This is a genomic window from Martelella sp. AMO21009 (assembly GCF_053484295.1).
In genome coordinates this window covers 14,543-33,362 of the sequence record NZ_JBAKFR010000006.1, presented here as the reverse complement: position 1 = coordinate 33,362, position 18,820 = coordinate 14,543, and the positions used below count along the sequence as shown (strand labels likewise).

Here is an 18,820-nt window from a genome sequence, read left to right as displayed (position 1 = left end):
CCTATTTCGGCTTGTTGCATCACGACCGCCCCGAACGGACGGAGGGATGCCAGAAGGTGACGGCGCGCTGAATGAGCGCCACCACCCCGTAGAACGCGGAGCCGGCAACCGCCGCCACCGCAATTTCGGCCCAGACCATGTCGATATTGGCCCGGCCCACTTCCGTGGAAATCCGGAAACCCATGCCGACGGTGGGTGTGCCGAAAAATTCTGCCACAATGGCACCGATCAGCGCCAGCGTGGAATTGATCTTCAAGGCGTTGAATATGAACGGCCATGCGGCCGGCAGGCGCAGCTTGATCAGCGTTTGCGACCACGTGGCGGCATAGGTGCGCATCAGGTCGCGCTCCATGTCACTGGCCGAGGAAAGGCCCTGAATGGTGTTGACCAGCATCGGAAAGAAGGTCGCGACCACCACCACGGCGGCCTTGGAGGGCCAGTCGAAGCCGAACCACATCACCATGATCGGTGCGATGCCGACAATCGGCAGCGCCGAGACGAAATTGCCGAAGGGCAGCAGGCCCCGTTTCAGGAAAGGCGAGCGGTCGATCAGGATCGCCACGATGAAACCGGAGCCGCAGCCGAGCGCATAGCCGATCAGCACCGCCTTCAGGAAGGTCTGACGGAAATCGGCCCACAGGATCGGCAGCGAATTGGTGAGACGCACCCAGACATCGCTCGGCGCCGGCAGCAGGATCGGCGGAATGTCGAAGGCGATGACGACGCCTTCCCATATGATCAGGATAGCAAGACCGAAGATGACCGGCACGGCAAACCATGCCAGCCGGTTCAGCACGCGGTTGGAAAACTTCTGGCGCACCAGCCACTCATTGAAGGCCCAGCCGCAGATCCAGAAGAGAAACGCAAACCAGACGAAACCGCTCATGGCTTGACCCCCATGCGCTTCAGCACCGCAGCCTGCGCCACGCCGACGACCGCCACCAGGATGGAAGCGAGGATCGCCGCCATGAACAGCGCGGACCAGATCTGCACCGTCTGGCCGTAATAGGAGCCGGAGAGAAGCCGCGCGCCAAGCCCCGCCACCGCGCCCGTCGGAAGTTCGGCGATGATCGCGCCGACCAGCGAGATCGCGATCGCGATCTTCAGCGAGGTGAACAGATAAGGCATGGCTGACGGCAGGCGCAGCTTCCACAACACCTGCCGGTCATTGGCGTTATAGGTGCGCATCAGGTCGAGCTGCAGCTGATCAGGGGACCGCAGCCCCGAAACCATACCGACGGCGACCGGGAAGAACGACAGATAGGTGGAAATCAGCGCCTTGGGCAAAAGCCCGGTAATGCCAATCGCGTTCAGCACCACGATCAGCATCGGCGCGATCGCGATGATCGGGATGGTCTGGCTGGCGATGATCCACGGCATCATCGAGCGCTCCATCGTGCGGTTATGGACGATGGCGATCGCCAGGATGATGCCGAAACCCGAGCCGATGGCAAAGCCCAGCAGCGTGGAGGACAGCGTGATCCAGGCATGATAGACGAGGCTGCGCTTGGAGGTGATCTTCTTGTTCGCCGTGGTATCCCACAGCTCGGCCGCCACCTGATGCGGCGACGGCAGCACCGGCCGCTCCAGCGTGTAAGTCTGTTTCACCACCTCCGCAAAGGAAATCTCCTGCCCCGCGCGCCGCGCCTGATCGGTGACGAACTGCTTGTTCATGACGACGACGAACACGCACCAGATCGCCAGAATGGCGAACACGACGGTGGCAACGGGAAGGACGCGTTCACGCAGCATGGCGGTGTCCTTTGACATGGGCGCGGCCGAATGAAGCCTCGATTTTGAGAGCAGCCTGCCTGGATCCTCGGGTCAAGCCCGAGGATGACCCCTGAGAGAAAGGACGGGGAAGGGGGCACAACCGGGGACGCTTGATGAGCCGCTCTCTCTCTTCACCGGAAATTCCGCCAGCGGGTTTTGTGGCCTTCCCACCTCCACGGGCGTCATCCTCGGGCTTCACCCGAGGATCCAGGCGTGCCTCTCCGAGGTAGCATCCAGCAACATTTGTGACCGCCTCACTCATAACTATGCCCCGCCCTCAAGCCTTCGCGCACGCGGTGGGCGATCTTCAAGAATTCCGGGCTTTCGCGAATATCGAGCGGGCGTTCCTTCGGCAGCGGGCTTTCGATCACATCCGTCACCCGGCCGGGCCGGGGACTCATGACCACGATCTTGGTGGACAGATAGACAGCCTCGGGGATCGAGTGGGTGACGAAGCAGATGGTCTTGTCGGTGCGGGCCCAGAGCTTCAGGAGCTGTTCGTTCAGATGATCGCGGACGATCTCGTCCAGCGCGCCGAAGGGCTCGTCCATCAACAGCAGATCGGCGTCGAAGGCAAGCGCGCGGGCGATCGAGGCGCGCTGTTGCATGCCGCCGGAAAGCTGCCATGGGAATTTTTTCCCAAAATTGGAAAGATCCACCAGCTCCAGCACGCGTTCGATGCGCCGGTTCTGGTCGGCCTTGGTATAGCCCATGATCTCCAGCGGCAGGGCAATGTTCTTCTCGATCGTACGCCAAGGATAAAGGGCGGCAGCTTGAAACACATAGCCATAGGCGCGGTCGAGCCGGGCGTTTTCCGGCGTGGTGCCGTTGACGGTGATCTCGCCGGCGGTCTTCTTCTCCAGATCGGCGATCACGCGCAGAAACGTGGTCTTGCCGCAGCCGGACGGGCCGATGAAGGAAACGAAATCGCCCTTCTTCACCTCCAGATTGACATCCTTTAACGCATGCACCGGGCCATCATTGGTGTTGAAGGTGAGACAGAGGTCCTTTGCCGATACGACGGAAAGCGGATTTTGTTCGGTCATGCTGTGCTCCGGGCTTCGGCAAATCTTGCGGCGGCGATGGGAAACAGGTGTTTGCGCGTCAGCGCTGCCCGCTCCACCGTGATCGGGCCTTCAACCGGCAGCCATTTCAGCTCCTCGATCTCGGCCTGCGGCGCGACATCGGGTTCGCCAAGCCAGGAAAACGCCTCTGCTTCAACGATCATGTCCGCCTCGTTGGCAGCCTGTTCGCGGTAGCAGCCCTCATAGCGGAAATCATCGGCTCTGGCTTCGAGCGCCAGTTCCTCGCGCAATTCCCGCAGAAGCGCTGCAATGGGCGTTTCGCCGGCATCGATCTTGCCGCCCGGCTGCATGAAGGCGGTGGTGCCGCGCTTGCGCACGGTCAGCATCTCGCCCCTGTCATTGATGATCAGGGCGACGGCGATGCGGATATCGGGGCTCATGCGCGCCGCTCCCATGCAAGAACGCCCGCCAGCGCGATCAGCACGCCGCCGGCTATGGCCTCGATCCAGAGCACGACGCGCTCGGTGATGACCTTTGCCATCGCCGAAAAGGCAAGCGCATAGATCAGCAGCACGGGAAGCTCCAGCAGCACAGAGACGCTGCCCAGCACGATCATCTGGAAGGCCACCGGCCCGTGCGGGTCGATGAATTGCGGCAGGATGGCGACGAAGAAGGCGAGGTTTTTAGGGTTCGCCGCCTGCACGCTGATGCCCTTCCAGTACAGCTTCAGCGGCCGCGCGGCGATGCGGGGGGAGGCTTCGGTCGCAAGCGCCAGCGGGATATCGCCCTTCTCGCCGCGCCGCCACGCCCGCCACAGCGGCAGGATCATCCCGAGACCGAGCCATGCCAGATAGGCCGCGCCGACGATCTTCAGCACGTAAAACAGCGTGGCGCTGGCCAGTATAAGCGAGGCAACGCCCGCCGCCGACAGCGCGAAGTAGACCGCGTTGGTTGTGAGAATGCCAGCGGCGGCCGCCTGCGATCGCCAGAACCCCTGCCGCATCGACAGCCCGACCACCAGCAGAACGGCCGGGCCGGGCGAGAGACAGAGCAGGAATTCGGTCGCGGCAAACGCCGCCACGTTGGACCAGTCCATGGCTCAGACCCCGGAGCGCGGAATGCCGGAGCGTTCCACCTTGCGCGGCGCGACCAGCTCCTTCCAGGTGGAAAGCGCCGTGTTGACGGCGGTGAAGGGCTCGCGGGCGACGAATTTGCCGTGGCCTTCCTCGGTCTTCACCGTGCTTTCTTCGATCACCACCTTGCCCCGCGAAAGCGTGAAGCGCGGCAGGCCCTTCACATGCTTGCCTTCGAACACGTTGTAATCGATCGCCGATTGCTGGTTGCCGGCGGAGATCGTCTTTTCGCGGGCAGGGTCCCAGACCACGATATCGGCGTCCGATCCCACCAGGATCGCGCCCTTCTTCGGGTAGATGTTGAGGATTTTCGCGATGTTGGTGGAGGTGACGGCGACGAATTCGTTCATCGTCAGCCGGCCCGTTGCCACACCATAGGTCCACAGCATCGGCAGCCGGTCCTCCAGCCCGCCGGTGCCGTTCGGGATCTTGGTGAAATCGCCGATGCCGGTGCGCTTCTGCTCGGTGGTGAAGGCGCAATGGTCGGTGGCGACACAGGAGAGCGAACCCGCCTGCAGCCCGGCCCAGAGACTGTCCTGATGCTGCTTGTTGCGGAATGGCGGCGACATCACCCGGCGGGCGGAATGGTCCCAGTCCTTGTCGAAATATTCGCTCTCGTCCAGCGTCAGGTGCTGGATCAGCGGCTCGCCATAGACCCGCATACCCTTCTGGCGGGCGCGGCGGATCGCCTCGTGGCTCTGCTCACAGGAGGTATGCACCACATAGAGCGGCACGCCGGCCATGTCGGCGATCATGATGGCGCGGTTGGTGGCCTCGCCTTCCACTTCGGGGGGCCGAGAATAGGCATGGCCTTCCGGCCCGTCATTGCCCTCGGCAAGCAGCTTCGCCTGCATGCTCGCCACCACATCGCCGTTTTCGGCATGGACCAGCGGCAGCGCGCCCAGTTCGGCGCAGCGCTGGAACGAGGCATACATCTCGTCGTCATTCACCATCAGCGCGCCCTTGTAGGCCATGAAGTGCTTGAACGTGTTGATGCCCTTTTCCTTGACGATGGTTTCCATCTCCTCGAACACCTGTTTGTCCCACCAGGTGATCGCCATGTGGAAGGAATAGTCGCAGTTCGCCAGCGTCGACTTGTTGTCCCAGCGTTGCAGGGCATCGAGCAGCGACTGGCCGGGATCGGGCAGACAGAAATCGACAACCATCGTGGTGCCGCCGGCAAGGCCCGCGCGGGTGCCGCTTTCGAAATTGTCGCTGGAATAGGTGCCCATGAACGGCATTTCGAGATGGACATGCGGATCGATGCCGCCCGGCATGACATAGCAGCCGGTGGCGTCCAGCGTCTCATCGCCGGAAAGATCGGGACCGATTTCGACAATCGTGCCGCCCTCGATCTTCACATCGGCCTTGTAGGTGAGGTCCGCGGTCACGACCGTGCCGCCCTTGATGACTGTGCTCATAACTGTTCCCTTCATGCTTTCAACGGGCGGTTTTCCGCTTCTCGTTTTTTAGGTTCATTTGATCCGCCATTTTGGCCGCGGCGGAATGTTGTCTTCAAGCCCCCTTGGCGCGCCCGAGGGATTCGGCCTGTTCACGCCGCGGCTTTTCGCCGGCCCGGTGAGCTTCTGTGGTGCGGTATCGGCGGTGACCGAGGAGGCGGGCTTTGCGCCGATGAAACCGCGGGAGCGGAGCGGAGGCTTTTGCGTGGATTTCATTGCACTTGCTCCGTGGCGGGTGAGAAACGGGTGAGGTCGCAGACTTCCGTCAGGCGGTCTTCGAGAATGGCGACGATGGTTTCGAGGACGTCGTCCCTTTGCCGGAGCACTTCTTTATTCCAGAATCGTATCACCGAAAATCCTGCCCTGTTGATAAATCGTGTCCTCTCCACATCACGTATATTCTCGGCATGTTGCGCGCCATCCAGTTCAACGACAAGCGCTTTTTCGCGACAGGCGAAGTCAGCGATATAGCGGCCGATCGGGTATTGCCGAACAAACTTGAAGCCATTCAGATTGCGGTTTCTGATCTCGCGCCAGAGCGCTTTCTCTGCATCCGTCTCATTGCGACGAAGTGTGCGTGCGAACTGGGTGCGTGTGCTTGGCATGGCCCCCCTCATCCGGCCTTCGGCCACCTTCTCCCCTCAGGGGAGAAGGGGCGGCGCTTCGCGTCTCGGACAGTGATTGCGATGGTATTCAGAGAGCGCCCCACGCTCCCCCTCTCCCCCTGGGGAGAGGGTGGCGCGGATGCGCCGGGTGAGGGTGCGGCGCCTGCCGTCATTCCACAATCTCCGCCGTCTTCAGCACCGCCCTCAGCAGCACATCCGCCCCGGCGACCGCCCATTCCTTCGAAATTTCCTCGGCCTCATTGTGCGAAAGCCCATCCACACAGGGGCACATGACCATGGTGGCGGGCGCCACCTTGGCGGCCCAGCAGGCGTCGTGGCCGGCGCCGGAGACGATGTCCATATGGCTGTAGCCGAGTTCGATGGCTGCCTCGCGGACATTGCCGACGAGTTCGGGATCGAAGGTGACGGGGTCGAAATGGCCGACGGCTTCCACCGAACAGCCAACGCCGAGCGCCTCGCAGATTTCGGCCGCCTGCTTCTCGATCTCGGCCCGCATGCCATCAAGCTTGTCCTGGTCGACGGTGCGGATATCGACGGTGAAGGTTATGGTGCCGGGCAGCACGTTGCGGGAGTTCGGCTTGAACACCATCTGGCCCACGCCGCCGACGGCATTGGGCTGGGCGTCCATCGCCACCTTCTGCACCATCTCCAGAATGCGCGCCATGGCAAGGCCGGCATTGACGCGCATCGCCATCGGCGTCGAGCCGGTGTGCGCTTCCTTGCCCGTCAGCGTGAATTCCAGCCACCACAGGCCCTGACAGTGGGTGACGACGCCGATCTGCTTTTCCTCGGCCTCAAGGATCGGGCCCTGCTCGATATGGTATTCGTAATAGGCGTGCATCTTGCGCGCGCCGACCTCTTCGTCGCCGACCCAGTCGATCCGCTTCAGCTCTTCACCATAGCTTTTTCCCTCGTGGTCCTTGCGGCCATAGGCATAATCGAGGGTCAGCTCACCGGCGAACACGCCGGACGCCATCATCGCCGGCGCAAACCGCGCGCCCTCCTCATTGGTCCAGTTGGTGACCACGATCGGGTGTTTTGTCTTGATGTCGAGGTCGTTGAGCGTGCGCACCAGTTCGAGCGCTGACAGCACGCCGAGCACGCCGTCATATTTGCCGCCGGTCGGCTGGGTGTCGAGGTGGCTGCCGACGTAGACAGGGAGCGCATCCGGGTCGGTGCCGGCGCGGGTCATGAACATCGTGCCCATCTTGTCGACGCCCATGGAAAGCCCGGCTTCGTCGCACCAGCTCTTGAACAGCGCGCGACCCTCGGCATCGGCATCCGTCAGCGTCTGGCGGTTGTTGCCGCCGGCAATGCCGGGGCCGATCTTCGCCATCTCCATCAGCGCGTCCCAAAGGCGGTCGCCATTGATCCGCATGTTCTCGCCTGCCGCCATTTTCTGCTCCCCTGGCTCTGTTCCCATTTGCGCCCTTACGGCGTCTGTGGTGTTTTTGACCGGTTGGTAAACTTTACAGCTTCCATCGCAAGGCTCAAGAGATCAAAATGAAATTCGGCGGCAAATTTGGAAGAAATTGCCTAAGTTTTTGGCGTGAATTGATTTTGGGCAGAAACAGTCTATGGAATGCTGGGCGGAACGAGAAGAAAGCGGGCGAAAATGACGGCACGGGCGGCGAAGACGCAGAGGCGCACACGCATCCAGGTTGCGAAGGAAGAAGTGATTCTCGAAGCGGCCCTTGACGTGTTTTCGGCAAATGGTTTCCGCGGCGCGACCGTGGACCAGATCGCCGAGGCCGCCGGCATGTCCAAGCCCAACGTGCTCTATTATTTCCGCTCCAAGGAAGCGATGTTTTCCGCGTTGATCGCGAGTGTCATGGACATCTGGCTCGATCCGCTGCGCGTTTTCGACGTCGACAAGGATCCGGAGGCGGAGCTGCGCTCCTATATCCGCCGCAAGCTGGAAATGGCCCGCGATTTTCCGCGCGAAAGCCGGCTGTTTGCCAATGAAGTGATCCAGGGCGCGCCCAATACCGAGGCGTTTCTGAAGGGCGAGTTGAAGGATCTGGTGGATGAGAAGGCCAAGGTCATCCGCGCCTGGCAGAAGGCCGGGAAGCTGCGCAAGGTCGACCCCTATCACCTGATCTTCTCGATCTGGGCGACCACCCAGCATTACGCCGATTTCGATGTCCAGGTGCGCGCCGTGCTCGGCGAGGGGCTGGCGGGCGAAGGCCGGTTCGAGGATGCGGCGCGCTATCTGGAGACCCTGTTCGTCAACGGGCTGATCGTGCGGTGAATTCGATCCTCAATCCGCTTCCGGCGGGTCGGCGCTGACGTCAAACTGTTCGACCCATCGACGATCCCGCGCGAAGCGTTCGAAGGCCTCGTTGTCGAGCGGCGGGGCGAAGAAGAAGCCCTGAAACGCGTCGACGCCGAGGTCGCGCAGGATCCTTGCGTGTTCCAGCGTCTCGACGCCCTCGGCGATCACCTCGATGCCGAGCGCCTGGCCGATCTCGACAATCGAGGCGACCAGCCGGCGCTGGCTCTGGCCGGTGGTGATCGGGAAGACGAGCTGACGGTCGATCTTCAGGCGTTTCGGCTCAAGCGCGAGCAGGCTCAGGATCGAGGCGTAACCGGTGCCGAAATCGTCGATCTCGACATCGACGCCGAGGGCTTTGATCTGGGCGACGCTGGTTTCCAGGCTGGTGCCCTGCTCATCGAAGGAGATCGATTCAAGCAGTTCGAGGCATAGCGATCCGGGTTTCGGCGCGATCTCCCGAATGCTGTCCAGAAGTCCGGGATCGACAAGGCGCTGGGCGGAGATGTTGACGGAAACATGCGGCACGGTGATGCCCGTTTCACACCAGGCCTTGTGCTGGGCGGCGGCCTTGTTCAGCACCACCGCGTCGATGCGCGCAATCGAGCCGGTGGTCTCCGCGGTGGGGATGAAGTGACCCGGCGCCAGCATGCCGCGCTCGGGGTGACGCCAGCGCACAAGCGCCTCGGCGCCTTCGATTTCCAGCGTATGGGCTGAAATCTGCGGCTGATAGAAAACCTGGAACTGGTCGTTTTCCAGCGCCACCAGCAATTCGTCGGCAACCTTCTTGTTGGTGATCGCGATGTTGCGCAGCGCGGCGTCGAAAACCACGGCCTGGTTGCGGCCCATGCGCTTGGCCTCGTAAAGCGCGATCCCGCCATTGACCAGCACCTCGCGCATCGAGCTCGCCTCGTCATCCATCCAGGCAATGCCGACGCTCGCCGAAACACGCACCTGATGTTCGCCATATTGCAGCGGTTTTCCAAGCGCGCGGATGATCTCCTGGGCGCGGCGGGAGAGCTTTTCGGCATCGCCGTTCCAATGCGTGACCAGCGTGAATTCGTCTCCGCCGACGCGCGCCAGAAAATCCCTCGGTCCGGCGATGGAACGCAGCATGTTCGCCGCATGGCGCAGCATCGCGTCGCCGGCGCTGTGGCCGAGCGTATCGTTGATTTCCTTGAACCGGTCGAGATCGATATGCAGCACGGCGTAGGGTGGTTCGACGGGCGCTTTCTCCTCGCCCTTCACAAACGCGGCTTCGAGGAAGCTGCGATTGGGAAGCTCGGTCAGTCCGTCATGAAGCGCGTTGTGGCGCAAAACCGCCTGGGCGCGTTCCAATTCCCGGTTCTTTTCCTGGGTCTCGGCATTCGCGCGCTTGATGTCCTCATGCAGCCGGATGTCCTCGGTAATGTCCCAGTTGACGCCGACCACATGCGCGCGGCCGTCGAGGTCGCGATAGAACCCGCCGGAAACCTGAATGTGACGCACCGAGCCATCGTTGAGGACAATGCGGAAATCGCTGCGGAAATTCTGCTCGGTGGCCAGGAATTGTTCCAGCCGTTCGAATTCAAGCTGCCGGTCCTCCGGGTGCAGGTGGCGGGACCAGATTTCGACTCCGTTCCTGCCGCTATCGGGGCGCTCGCCGTAAAGCGCGTACATCCGCTCGTCCCAGATCGCTTCCCCGGTCTCGACATCCATGTCCCAGACCCCGATGCGCGAGGCTTCGAGTGCGAACTGCATGCGTTGCGACAGGTGCTGCAGTTCCGCCTCGCGGGCGCGGAGCATCGTGATGTTACGGTTGCGCTCGCGCATCAGTTTGGCGATGCCGAGCAGGAAGGCGATGATCAGGATGCCGATCGAATCGATCAGAAGGTGACGGAAAATGCGCTGGCGCAAGGGCTCCTTCCAGCCCTCGCGCGGAACCGCGGCGACTGTCCAGTTGGTGTTGGCGAGCGCGACCGTCTGCGTGACCGGGTCTCCGGCGAAGATGGCATCGCCGCCGGAAAGGATCTGCGCCGGGGCGCCGTCGTCCGCATCCTTGCGGATGGCCATTATGAGATCCGAGTGGAGGGCGGCGAGCGTTTTGCCCGAAAGCAGGCGGTCGACGTTTATAAGAGCCGTGAGGATGCCCCAGGCTTCGTTTTCAGGGCCGTCGTAGAGCGGATAATAGGCCACCAGCGCATTGCCGCCCTGCACCAGCGGTATCGGTCCGTCGATGACGGGTTCGCGGGTCAGCAGCGCCTTTTCGATGGCGGCCATCTGATCGGGGCGGTCGGCGTAGTTGAGGCCGATGGCCTCCCGGTTCTCGGCGAAGGGATAGACCATTTCGATGGTCATGTCGCGCGCGAGCGCCAGGCTCACCAGTGCCGAATCCTGCGCCAGCAGCTTGGTGGCCAGAGCCTCGAACCGGCGCGGCGAAATTTCCGGCTCGAGCGAAATCGCGAGTCCGAGCCCTTCCGCCAGCGTCAGGTTTTCCCGGATGCCGGCCGTTACCCTTGTGCTGGAGAGAGCGACCTTCTCCGCGGTCTGCAGTCGAAGATTGCGGGTGAAGTCGGAATCCAGCGCGCGGTTGGTGAAATACATCGAGGCAAGCACCAGCGCCGTGGCCGAAAGGGCCAGTATGTCACTCGGGATAATGCCCCATCGTCTGGCCCCAGGGGTTTTCGCCGGTTCTACCATGCCGTCCTGTCCATCTTATCCGGCAATAAGCATCGCCCATGCAATGCGGATAAATTGGGACTATAGATTTAAAAATTTAAAAAATAATATACAATGCAAATACTGGTAAATATTAATGATTTACATTCATGTATTTTCTTGTTCTCATTTAATATCATCTAATATGTAGTTGGTCGCGAGGAAAAGGCTCGCGACCCACTGAGTGATTCGCGATTTTTTACTTCGATGCCGCCATCGGATTGTTGGGATGCGTGGTCCAGTTGGCGTAGTCGGCCGATACAAGCTCGCCGGTGCGCTGGTCCTTCTCGCCGGGTGCGAGCGTCACCATGTCGATGCAGTTCTCGACCGGGCAGACATTGACGCAGAGATTGCAGCCGACGCAGTCTTCCTCCTTGACCATGAAATGGCGTTCGCCGTCGACCATGGCCGTGATCGCCTGGTGCGAGGTGTCCTCGCAGGCGATGTGACAGCGGCCGCATTTGATGCAGAGGTCCTGGTCGATGCGGGCCTTGGTGATGGAATTGAGGTTCAGATACTGCCAGTCGGTGACGTTGGGCACCGCGCGACCGGAAAGCTCGTCAAGCGTGCGGAAGCCCTTGGCGTCCATATAGGCCGAAAGGCCGGAGATCATCTCCTTGACGATCTTGAAGCCATAGGTCATCGCCGCGGTGCAGACCTGAACATTGCCTGCGCCGAGCACCATGAATTCGGCCGCATCGCGCCAGGTGGTGACCCCGCCGATGCCGGAAATCGGCAGGCCGGCGGTTTCCGGATCGCGGGCGATTTCGGCCACCATGTTGAGCGCGATCGGCTTGACCGCCGGACCGCAATAGCCGCCATGGGTGCCCTTGCCGCCGACTGTCGGGTTCGGCGCGAAATTGTCGAGGTCGACGGAAACGATCGAATTGATCGTGTTGATCAGCGACACCGCGTCGGTTCCGCCGCGGTGCGCCGCGCGGGCTGACTGGCGGATGTCGGTGATGTTGGGCGTCAGCTTGGTGATCACCGGCATGCGGGTATATTGCTTGCACCAGCGCACCACCATCTCGACATATTCCGGCACCTGCCCGACGGCAGCGCCCATGCCGCGCTCGGACATGCCGTGGGGACAGCCGAAATTGAGCTCGATGCCGTCCGCGCCGGTCTCTTCGACCAGCGGCAGGATCGCCTTCCAGCTTTCCTCCTCGCAGGGCACCATGATCGAGACCACGATGGCGCGATCCGGCCAGCGGCTCTTGACTTCCTTGATCTCGCGCAGGTTCAGATAGAGATCGCGGTCGGTGATGAGCTCGATATTGTTGAGGCCGAGCAGGCGGCGGTCGGCACCCCAGATCGCGCCATAACGCGGGCCGTTGACGTTGACGACCGGCGGGCCTTCCTCGCCGAGCGTCTTCCACACCACGCCGCCCCAGCCTTCACGGAAGGCGCGCTCGACATTATAGGCCTTGTCCGTCGGCGGCGCGGAGGCGAGCCAGAATGGATTGGGCGATTTGATGCCGACGAAATTGTTTGTGAGATCAGCCATTGTCTTCTCTCCTCAGGCCACGGCGCTTGCCAGCGGCGCTTCGCCCGCCAGGACATGATTGATGGAAATCGCGGCGTCTCGGCCCTGTGCGACCGAGGTGACCGTCAGGTCCTCGCCCTTCTTCACGCAGTCGCCGCCGGCCCAGACATCGGGCAGCGAGGTGCGGCCTTCGGCATCGACGGCGATGCGGCCGTTTTCGAGTTTCAGGCCTTCCAGATGTTCGGTGACAAACGTCTGACCGATTGCCTTCAGCACGTGTTCGGCGGCGATCACGCCGGTCTCGCCGGTGGCGACAAGCTTGCCGTCCCGGACTTCGGTGTGCTCGAACAGAACGCCGGCAACCTTGCCGTCCTCGCCGAGAATTTCCTTCGGCGCCAGATAGTGGCGGATGAAGACGCCGCGCGAGGCGGCAAGCTCCTGCTCGAATTTCGAGGCGCCCATGGCCTCCGCCCCGCGCCGGTAACAGAGCGTGACTTCGTCCGCGCCAAGGAGCTTCGACTGCACGGCGGCGTCGATGGCGGTCATGCCACCGCCGAGCACCACGACATGGCTGCCGACGGCAATCTCGGAAAGATCGTCGGCCTGGCGGATCGCCGCGATGAAATCGACGGCGTTTTCGCAGCCCGCAAGGTCCTCGCCGGGGACGCCGAGTTTATTGACGCCGCCAAGACCGATGCCGAGGAAGACGGCGTCGTAATCGCGGCGCAATTCGCCGAGCGTAAAGTCGCGGCCGAGCATCTGCCCGCCGCGGATCTCGATACCGCCGATTTCCAGAAGATAGGCGATTTCCTTCTGGGCGAAATCGTCGACCGTCTTGTAGGCGGCAAGGCCATATTCGTTGAGCCCGCCGGCCTTGTCCTTCGCTTCCAGCACGATGACATCGTGACCGGCCATGGCGAGGCGATGGGCGCAGGCAAGGCCCGCCGGGCCCGCGCCGACGACGGCGACGCGCTTACCGGTCTCGTGGGCGCGGGTGTAGAATTGCCGGTTCTCGGCCATTGCCGCATCGGTGGCATAGCGCTGCAGCAGGCCGATTTCGACGGGCTTTTCCTCCGCCGTGTTGCGCACGCAGGCTTCCTCGCACAGCGTTTCGGTGGGACAGACCCGGGCGCACATACCGCCGAAAATGTTCTGGTCGAGAATGGTCTTGGCAGCGCCGAGCGGATTGTCGGTCGATATCTGGCGGATGAACAGCGGAATATCGATCGCGGTGGGACAGGCCGTCATGCACGGCGCGTCATAGCAGAAATAACAGCGATCCGCCTCCACCGCCGCCTCGTGCCGGTCGAGCGGAGGGTGCAGGTCAGAAAAATTGCCCTTGTAGGAATCGGGCGCAAGTCGCCCGCCCTTCAGGGCCGGGTTCAATTCTCGCATAGCAATGTTCCCCAATTATTGGTGGTTGTTGGGGAAATGCTACCGCGAAAATAAATATTTATCAAACGGTAAAAGTTTGACGGAAATCCGCCTTCCCCAGGGAGGACGAAACATGCGTCGCAGGCCGTCTTTCCACCGACATCTCCGTGTCATCCCCGTGCTTGACACGGGGATCCATAAAGCGTTCGTCGCGGGGCCTGGATGCCCGTGTCAAGCACGGGCATGACACATTTGGAGAGGTTGAGCGCAAGCGGCGAAGTGGCGAAAGGCTTGCTGCTTTCTCCATCCACACATTGCACCTTTTCCACTTGCTCACCCCGCCTGAAACATGGTGACTGTCGGCTTCGCAAAACTTACCGGAAGTCCGACATGACCAAATCGCCGCTGCTGATCGACCTCAAATTCTCCGACCGTGCCGCCGTCGTCGCCGCGCTGAAGGACCATTTCGCCGATCGCGAGGTCATCGATCTCGGCGCGGCGGAAAATGCCGGGCGCGATCTTTCCGATTGTCGCTACGCGATCCTCTGGCAGCCCGACGCGGACCTGTTTTCCCGCGCGAGAAACCTCGAGGTGCTGTTTTCCGGCGGGGCGGGCGTCGACAAGGTTCTGGCGCTTGAAGGCCTGCCGGCCGCGCCGCTGGTGCGCTTCGTCGATCCCTCGCTCACCCGCCGGATGAGCGAATATGTCGTGCTGCAATGCCTATACCACCTGCGCCAGGTCACCGCCTATCGCGACAGCCAGCAGGCCCGGCGCTGGCAGCCGCTGCCGCAGCCGGAGGCCGGCGCTGTGACGGTCGGGATCATGGGGCTTGGCGAACTCGGCCGCGATGCGGCGGTGAAGCTGAAGATGATGGGCTTCAACGTCGTCGGCTGGTCGCGGACGGCCAAGAGCATTGAAGGGATCGCGACCTTCGATGAAACGGGCCGCGATGCCTTCCTCGCAAGGACCGAAATCCTTGTCGACCTGCTGCCGCTGACGGCTGAGACCACGGGCCTTTTCAATCTGGCGCTTTTCGAAAAGCTGAAAAGCGATGGCCCGCTCGGTGCGCCGGTGTTCATCAATGCCGGTCGCGGCGGCTCGCAGGTGGAGGCCGATATCGTTACGGCGCTCGATCGCGGCATGCTCGGCGGCGCGTCGCTCGATGTGTTCGAGGCCGAACCGCTTTCCGCCGAAAGTCGGCTTTGGGACCGTGAAAACGTTGTGATCACCCCGCATGTGGCGGCAGACAGCGATGTCAGCGCTTTGTTCGCCCATGTCGAGCGCCAGATCGCGCGGTTCGAGGCGGGAGAACCACTCGAGCATGTCGTCGGTCGCGAGCGGGGCTACTGAGAAACGGAACAATCGGCGCGGCCTTGGCGTTTTTCCTTCAACTGAACCCGTAAGCACCGGGCAAGGAGAAAGCCATGGCAACGCATTTCGACCCCAAGGAAGTCCGCCCCGTCAAATATCCGGGTGAGGAAGACTATCCGCAGAACAAAGAAGACAATGGTGGCGTGTCGCCGACCGAAAGCCGGCATCTCAATCGCGGTCAGACGGTGATCATGATCCTGATCGCGATCATGGTTGGCGTCGTCCTGATTTGGGGCGGCGCGGAATGGCTGTTCGACACGCCCGCCGTGGAGTGATTGATGACTGACCCGAACTATACGAACAAGACCGATGAACGCGATACCGGCAAGTCCGAACTGTCGCCGAACGAGGCGCGCCAGTCCGAAAGGGGCCGCGGCGTGATCTATGTCCTCGGCGGCGGCCTTGTGCTGGCCATGGTGGTCTGGGGGGTGATGGAGCTGTTTGCGCCGAAGGGCGGAAGTCCCGACGTCGAGACCGTGACCGAGGATGCCGAACAGGTCGCCCCTGCCGCAGACTAGGAGACCGTCAGTTTATACGCGCCGTTTAAACTCGGTTTGAGCAAAAGCGCCGCCTCGCTCTGGATTTCCGATAACAGAGCGGCTAAATCATGGGCCCTGAGGGGCGCAAGACCGCCCTTCACGAATGACGCCTGAAGGAGCGGGAGGCGATGGCCAAGACCGATATTGCCACGCGGGTCTATGATCACAGCTGGAAGCTCGACCCGATCATCCGCAGCCTTCTGGATACCGATTTCTATAAATTGCTGATGCTGCAGATGATCTGGAAGCTCTATCCGGACGTCAATGCCACCTTCTCCCTGATCAACCGCACCACATCTGTCCGTCTTGCCGACGAGATCGACGAGGGCGAACTGCGCGCCCAGCTCGATCATGCGCGCGAGATCAGGCTCACCAAGAAGGAAATGATCTGGCTCGCCGGCAACAGTTTTTACGGCCGCTCGCAGATTTTCGAGCCGGAATTCCTCACATGGCTCGCCAATTTCCGTCTGCCCGAATATGAGCTGACGCGCCATGACGGCCAGTATCAACTGACATTTCACGGCCGCTGGATGGAAACCACGATGTGGGAGATCCCGGCGCTGTGCATCATCAACGAGCTTCGCTCGCGCGCGGCGCTGAAGGGCATCGGCCTGTTCACGCTGGACGTGACCTATGCCCGCGCCAAAGCCAAGATGTGGTCGAAGGTCGAGCGGCTGGCGGCGCTCGACGGGCTCAGAATATCCGATTTCGGCACCCGCCGCCGGCATTCCTTCTTGTGGCAGCGCTGGTGCGTGGAAGCGCTGAAGGAAGGCATCGGCCCGGCCTTTACCGGCACCTCCAATGTGCTGCTGGCCATGGATACCGATCTGGAAGCCGTCGGCACCAACGCTCACGAACTGCCGATGGTCGCCGCCGCCCTTGCCGAAACCGACGAGCAGCTTGCCGCCGCCCCCTACAAGGTGATGCAGGACTGGAACAAGCTCTATGGCGGCAACCTGCTGATCGCGCTGCCGGATGCCTATGGCACGGCGGCCTTCCTGCGTAACGCGCCGGAATGGGTTGCCGACTGGACCGGCTTCCGCCCCGACAGCGCGCCGCCGATCGAGGGTGGCGAGAAGATCATCGCCTGGTGGAAGAAGATGGGCCGCGATCCGCGCGAGAAGATCCTGATCTTCTCCGACGGGCTGGATGTTGATGCTATCATCGAGACCTACAAGCATTTCGAGGGCAGGGTGCGCATGAGCTTCGGCTGGGGCACCAATCTCACCAATGATTTCATCGGCTGCGCACCGCATCGCGTCGGCGGGCTGAAGCCGATCTCGATCGTCTGCAAGGTCTCCGATGCCAATGGCCGGCCGGCGGTGAAGCTTTCCGACAATCCGCAGAAGGCGACCGGCGATCCGGCGGAGGTCGAGCGCTACCTGAAGTTCTTCGGCTCCGAGGACATGGTCGATCATCCGGTGATGGTCTGACATGCATATCCGCGAAGGCAGGGCAGAGGATCTCGACGCGCTTTACGCGATCGCGCTTGTAACCGGCGACAATGGTCGCGATGCGAGCGCGCTCTACGACGATCCGCGGATGATCGGCCATATCTATTCCGCGCCCTATCTCATGGTCGAAGGCGGTTTCTGCTTCGTGGCAGAGGATGAGGCGGGAGTCTGCGGTTATGTTGTGGGCACCGCCGATACCGAGGCCTTCGCGCGGACGCTGGAGGCAGACTGGTGGCCGGCGCTCAGGAAGCGCTACCCGGAGCCGGATGCGCAAAGCCGCGCGCAATGGTCGCCGGATGAATGGCGCGCCCATCTGTTTCACCACCCGGAAATGCCGCCGCCGGCAGCGGTCGAGGCCTATCCGGCGCATCTGCACATGAACCTCCTGGAGCGGGCCCGCGGCCACGGGCTCGGGCGTCAGCTTCTCGGCGCGGCGTTAAGGCGGCTCGCCGAACTTGGGGCCCGTCACGTTCATGTCGGGGCCGGTTGGACCGAGGCCGGCGGCGCCGCGTTCTGGCAGGCCTCGGGGTTCGAGGTGCTGGACGAGAGCGAACGCGGCGTCGTCTATCTCGGCCGCGCGGTCCCTCCGCTCGATGGGCCGATACGGTAGGATTCGCTGGGGGGAAGGCGACCTTATCAAAAGCGTTGGCCCGTCGCCGGTCGCGGCGTTGCGAAACGATCCGACACCTTTGGCTCTGTCATGCGTTCTCTCCTCATAAAGGGAGAACACATGTTTTTTGAAAGCTGGAACGGCATTATCCGCGTCCTCGTGGTCGGCGGAGCCGCCTATATTGCGCTGGTGCTGATGTTGCGGATCAGCGGCCAACGCACGTTGAGCAAGCTCAACGCTTTCGATCTTGTCGTTACCGTCGCGCTCGGCTCTGTTCTGGCAACGGTCATGCTCAGCAAATCGGTGCCGCTGGCGGAAGGCGTTCTGGCGCTTGCCGTGCTGATTTTCCTGCAGTTTGCCATCACCTGGCTCTCCGTCAGGTCGTCAACCGTAAGCAGGCTTGTCAAAAGCGAACCGGCGCTGGTCTTCCGCGATGGGGTCTTCCTCGAAAAGGCGATGAAGCGTGAACGATTGACAAAGGACGAGGTGCGCGCCGCCATCCGCTCGTCCGGCACGGCGGAGCCCGAGGCTATCTCCGCGGTGATCCTGGAGACGGACGGATCGCTCAGCGTCGTAAAGCGCCCCGAGGACCCTCAACTGGCTGGCGTTCCCGGCACCGAAAGCCTGTAGGTCGTCCACGCAGGTTTGTCCGCAGAAATCCGCATTCCGCCGCATTGACTTGGGTTGTCGCAGACCCGTAAATAGGTCCCGGATCAGGTTCCGTTCGCAAGAACGGATGAAAAGGGAACGCGGTTCAAAACCGCGGCTGCCCCCGCAACTGTAACCGTTGAGCCATTTCCACCACGTCACTGGACATGTCCGGGAAGACGGAAATTGAGGCGATGACGCGGAAGCCAGGAGACCTGCCCGATCCGGTCACCCATGCTTGAACACGGGGTTCTTGTTCAGGCGCGGTCGTCCGTCGCGGTGACATTCGAAAACGATGTTGCCGTGGATGGATGGTCGGGCCAAGCCCTCTCCCATTCCCCACGGTGCTTTT

The 18,820-nt window shown here is 62.1% G+C and carries 18 protein-coding genes and 1 riboswitch; of the genes, 7 read left to right on the top strand and 11 right to left on the bottom strand.

Going from position 1 to position 18,820, the window contains the following annotated elements; translation table 11 throughout:
* Positions 1 to 19: 19 nt before the first annotated feature.
* From V6766_RS09375 to V6766_RS09340, 8 genes are all read right to left on the bottom strand, one after another.
* Positions 20 to 886, bottom strand: a complete 867-nt coding sequence (locus V6766_RS09375) for an ABC transporter permease (RefSeq protein ID WP_448465765.1) — start codon at positions 884 to 886, stop codon at positions 20 to 22.
* The gene (locus tag V6766_RS09370; RefSeq protein ID WP_448465763.1) at positions 883 to 1,752 is read right to left on the bottom strand and encodes an ABC transporter permease; all 870 of its coding nucleotides are present in this window, start codon (positions 1,750 to 1,752) and stop codon (positions 883 to 885) included. The genes V6766_RS09375 and V6766_RS09370 overlap by 4 nt, the downstream gene beginning before the upstream one ends.
* Before the next feature lie 275 nt (positions 1,753 to 2,027).
* Positions 2,028 to 2,819 (bottom strand): ABC transporter ATP-binding protein, encoded by a 792-nt coding sequence (locus V6766_RS09365; RefSeq protein WP_448465761.1) that lies wholly within the window; start codon positions 2,817 to 2,819, stop codon positions 2,028 to 2,030.
* Positions 2,816 to 3,238 carry an NUDIX hydrolase gene (locus V6766_RS09360; protein ID WP_448465759.1) on the bottom strand — a complete coding sequence of 141 codons (423 nt, stop codon included), beginning with the start codon at positions 3,236 to 3,238 and terminating at the stop codon, positions 2,816 to 2,818. The genes V6766_RS09365 and V6766_RS09360 overlap by 4 nt, the downstream gene beginning before the upstream one ends.
* Positions 3,235 to 3,894: a LysE family translocator gene (locus tag V6766_RS09355; protein WP_448465757.1), complete on the bottom strand. Its 660-nt coding sequence runs from the start codon at positions 3,892 to 3,894 to the stop codon at positions 3,235 to 3,237. The genes V6766_RS09360 and V6766_RS09355 overlap by 4 nt, the downstream gene beginning before the upstream one ends.
* A 3-nt stretch (positions 3,895 to 3,897) precedes the next feature.
* Positions 3,898 to 5,352, bottom strand: coding sequence for a dihydropyrimidinase (gene hydA / locus V6766_RS09350; RefSeq protein ID WP_448465755.1), 1,455 nt, complete (start codon positions 5,350 to 5,352; stop codon positions 3,898 to 3,900).
* Positions 5,353 to 5,603: 251 nt separating this feature from the next.
* Complete coding sequence (locus tag V6766_RS09345; RefSeq protein WP_448465753.1) at positions 5,604 to 5,996, bottom strand: endonuclease domain-containing protein; 393 nt, start codon at positions 5,994 to 5,996, stop codon at positions 5,604 to 5,606.
* 169 nt (positions 5,997 to 6,165) lie between these two features.
* Entirely contained in the window at positions 6,166 to 7,413 is a 1,248-nt protein-coding gene (locus V6766_RS09340; protein ID WP_448465751.1) for a Zn-dependent hydrolase, read from the bottom strand.
* A gap of 219 nt (positions 7,414 to 7,632) precedes the next feature.
* Here V6766_RS09340 and V6766_RS09335 point away from each other — a divergent pair, with 219 nt between their 5' ends.
* A complete protein-coding gene (locus tag V6766_RS09335) occupies positions 7,633 to 8,268 on the top strand; it encodes a TetR family transcriptional regulator C-terminal domain-containing protein (RefSeq protein WP_230719798.1) in 636 nt (211 codons plus the stop codon).
* Between the two features lie 9 nt (positions 8,269 to 8,277).
* Here V6766_RS09335 and V6766_RS09330 read toward each other — a convergent pair whose 3' ends face one another.
* The 3 genes from V6766_RS09330 to V6766_RS09320 all read right to left on the bottom strand — a co-directional run bounded on the left by V6766_RS09330 (position 8,278) and on the right by V6766_RS09320 (position 13,867).
* Positions 8,278 to 10,968, bottom strand: a complete 2,691-nt coding sequence (locus V6766_RS09330) for a bifunctional diguanylate cyclase/phosphodiesterase (protein ID WP_448465748.1) — start codon at positions 10,966 to 10,968, stop codon at positions 8,278 to 8,280.
* Between the two features lie 217 nt (positions 10,969 to 11,185).
* Positions 11,186 to 12,493 (bottom strand): NAD-dependent dihydropyrimidine dehydrogenase subunit PreA, encoded by a 1,308-nt coding sequence (gene preA, locus V6766_RS09325; RefSeq protein ID WP_448465746.1) that lies wholly within the window; start codon positions 12,491 to 12,493, stop codon positions 11,186 to 11,188.
* 12 nt (positions 12,494 to 12,505) lie between these two features.
* Positions 12,506 to 13,867 (bottom strand): NAD(P)-dependent oxidoreductase, encoded by a 1,362-nt coding sequence (locus V6766_RS09320; RefSeq protein WP_448465744.1) that lies wholly within the window; start codon positions 13,865 to 13,867, stop codon positions 12,506 to 12,508.
* Positions 13,868 to 14,236: 369 nt separating this feature from the next.
* Between V6766_RS09320 and V6766_RS09315 the strand changes: the two genes are divergently transcribed.
* From V6766_RS09315 to V6766_RS09290, 6 genes are all read left to right on the top strand, one after another.
* Positions 14,237 to 15,196, top strand: a complete 960-nt coding sequence (locus tag V6766_RS09315) for a 2-hydroxyacid dehydrogenase (protein ID WP_448465742.1) — start codon at positions 14,237 to 14,239, stop codon at positions 15,194 to 15,196.
* A 74-nt stretch (positions 15,197 to 15,270) separates the two neighbouring features.
* Complete coding sequence (locus V6766_RS09310; RefSeq protein WP_448427867.1) at positions 15,271 to 15,492, top strand: hypothetical protein; 222 nt, start codon at positions 15,271 to 15,273, stop codon at positions 15,490 to 15,492.
* Between the two features lie 3 nt (positions 15,493 to 15,495).
* On the top strand, positions 15,496 to 15,735 hold the full coding sequence (locus V6766_RS09305; RefSeq protein ID WP_448465740.1) for a hypothetical protein: 240 nt from the start codon (positions 15,496 to 15,498) through the stop codon (positions 15,733 to 15,735).
* A gap of 149 nt (positions 15,736 to 15,884) precedes the next feature.
* Positions 15,885 to 17,189 (top strand): nicotinate phosphoribosyltransferase, encoded by a 1,305-nt coding sequence (gene pncB / locus V6766_RS09300; protein ID WP_448465738.1) that lies wholly within the window; start codon positions 15,885 to 15,887, stop codon positions 17,187 to 17,189.
* 1 nt (position 17,190) lies between these two features.
* The gene (locus tag V6766_RS09295) at positions 17,191 to 17,820 is read left to right on the top strand and encodes an N-acetyltransferase family protein (RefSeq protein ID WP_448465736.1); all 630 of its coding nucleotides are present in this window, start codon (positions 17,191 to 17,193) and stop codon (positions 17,818 to 17,820) included.
* 120 nt (positions 17,821 to 17,940) lie between these two features.
* Positions 17,941 to 18,450, top strand: coding sequence for a DUF421 domain-containing protein (locus V6766_RS09290; RefSeq protein ID WP_448465734.1), 510 nt, complete (start codon positions 17,941 to 17,943; stop codon positions 18,448 to 18,450).
* A 68-nt stretch (positions 18,451 to 18,518) separates the two neighbouring features.
* Positions 18,519 to 18,705, top strand: a riboswitch (cobalamin riboswitch).
* The last annotated feature ends 115 nt before the right edge of the window (positions 18,706 to 18,820 follow it).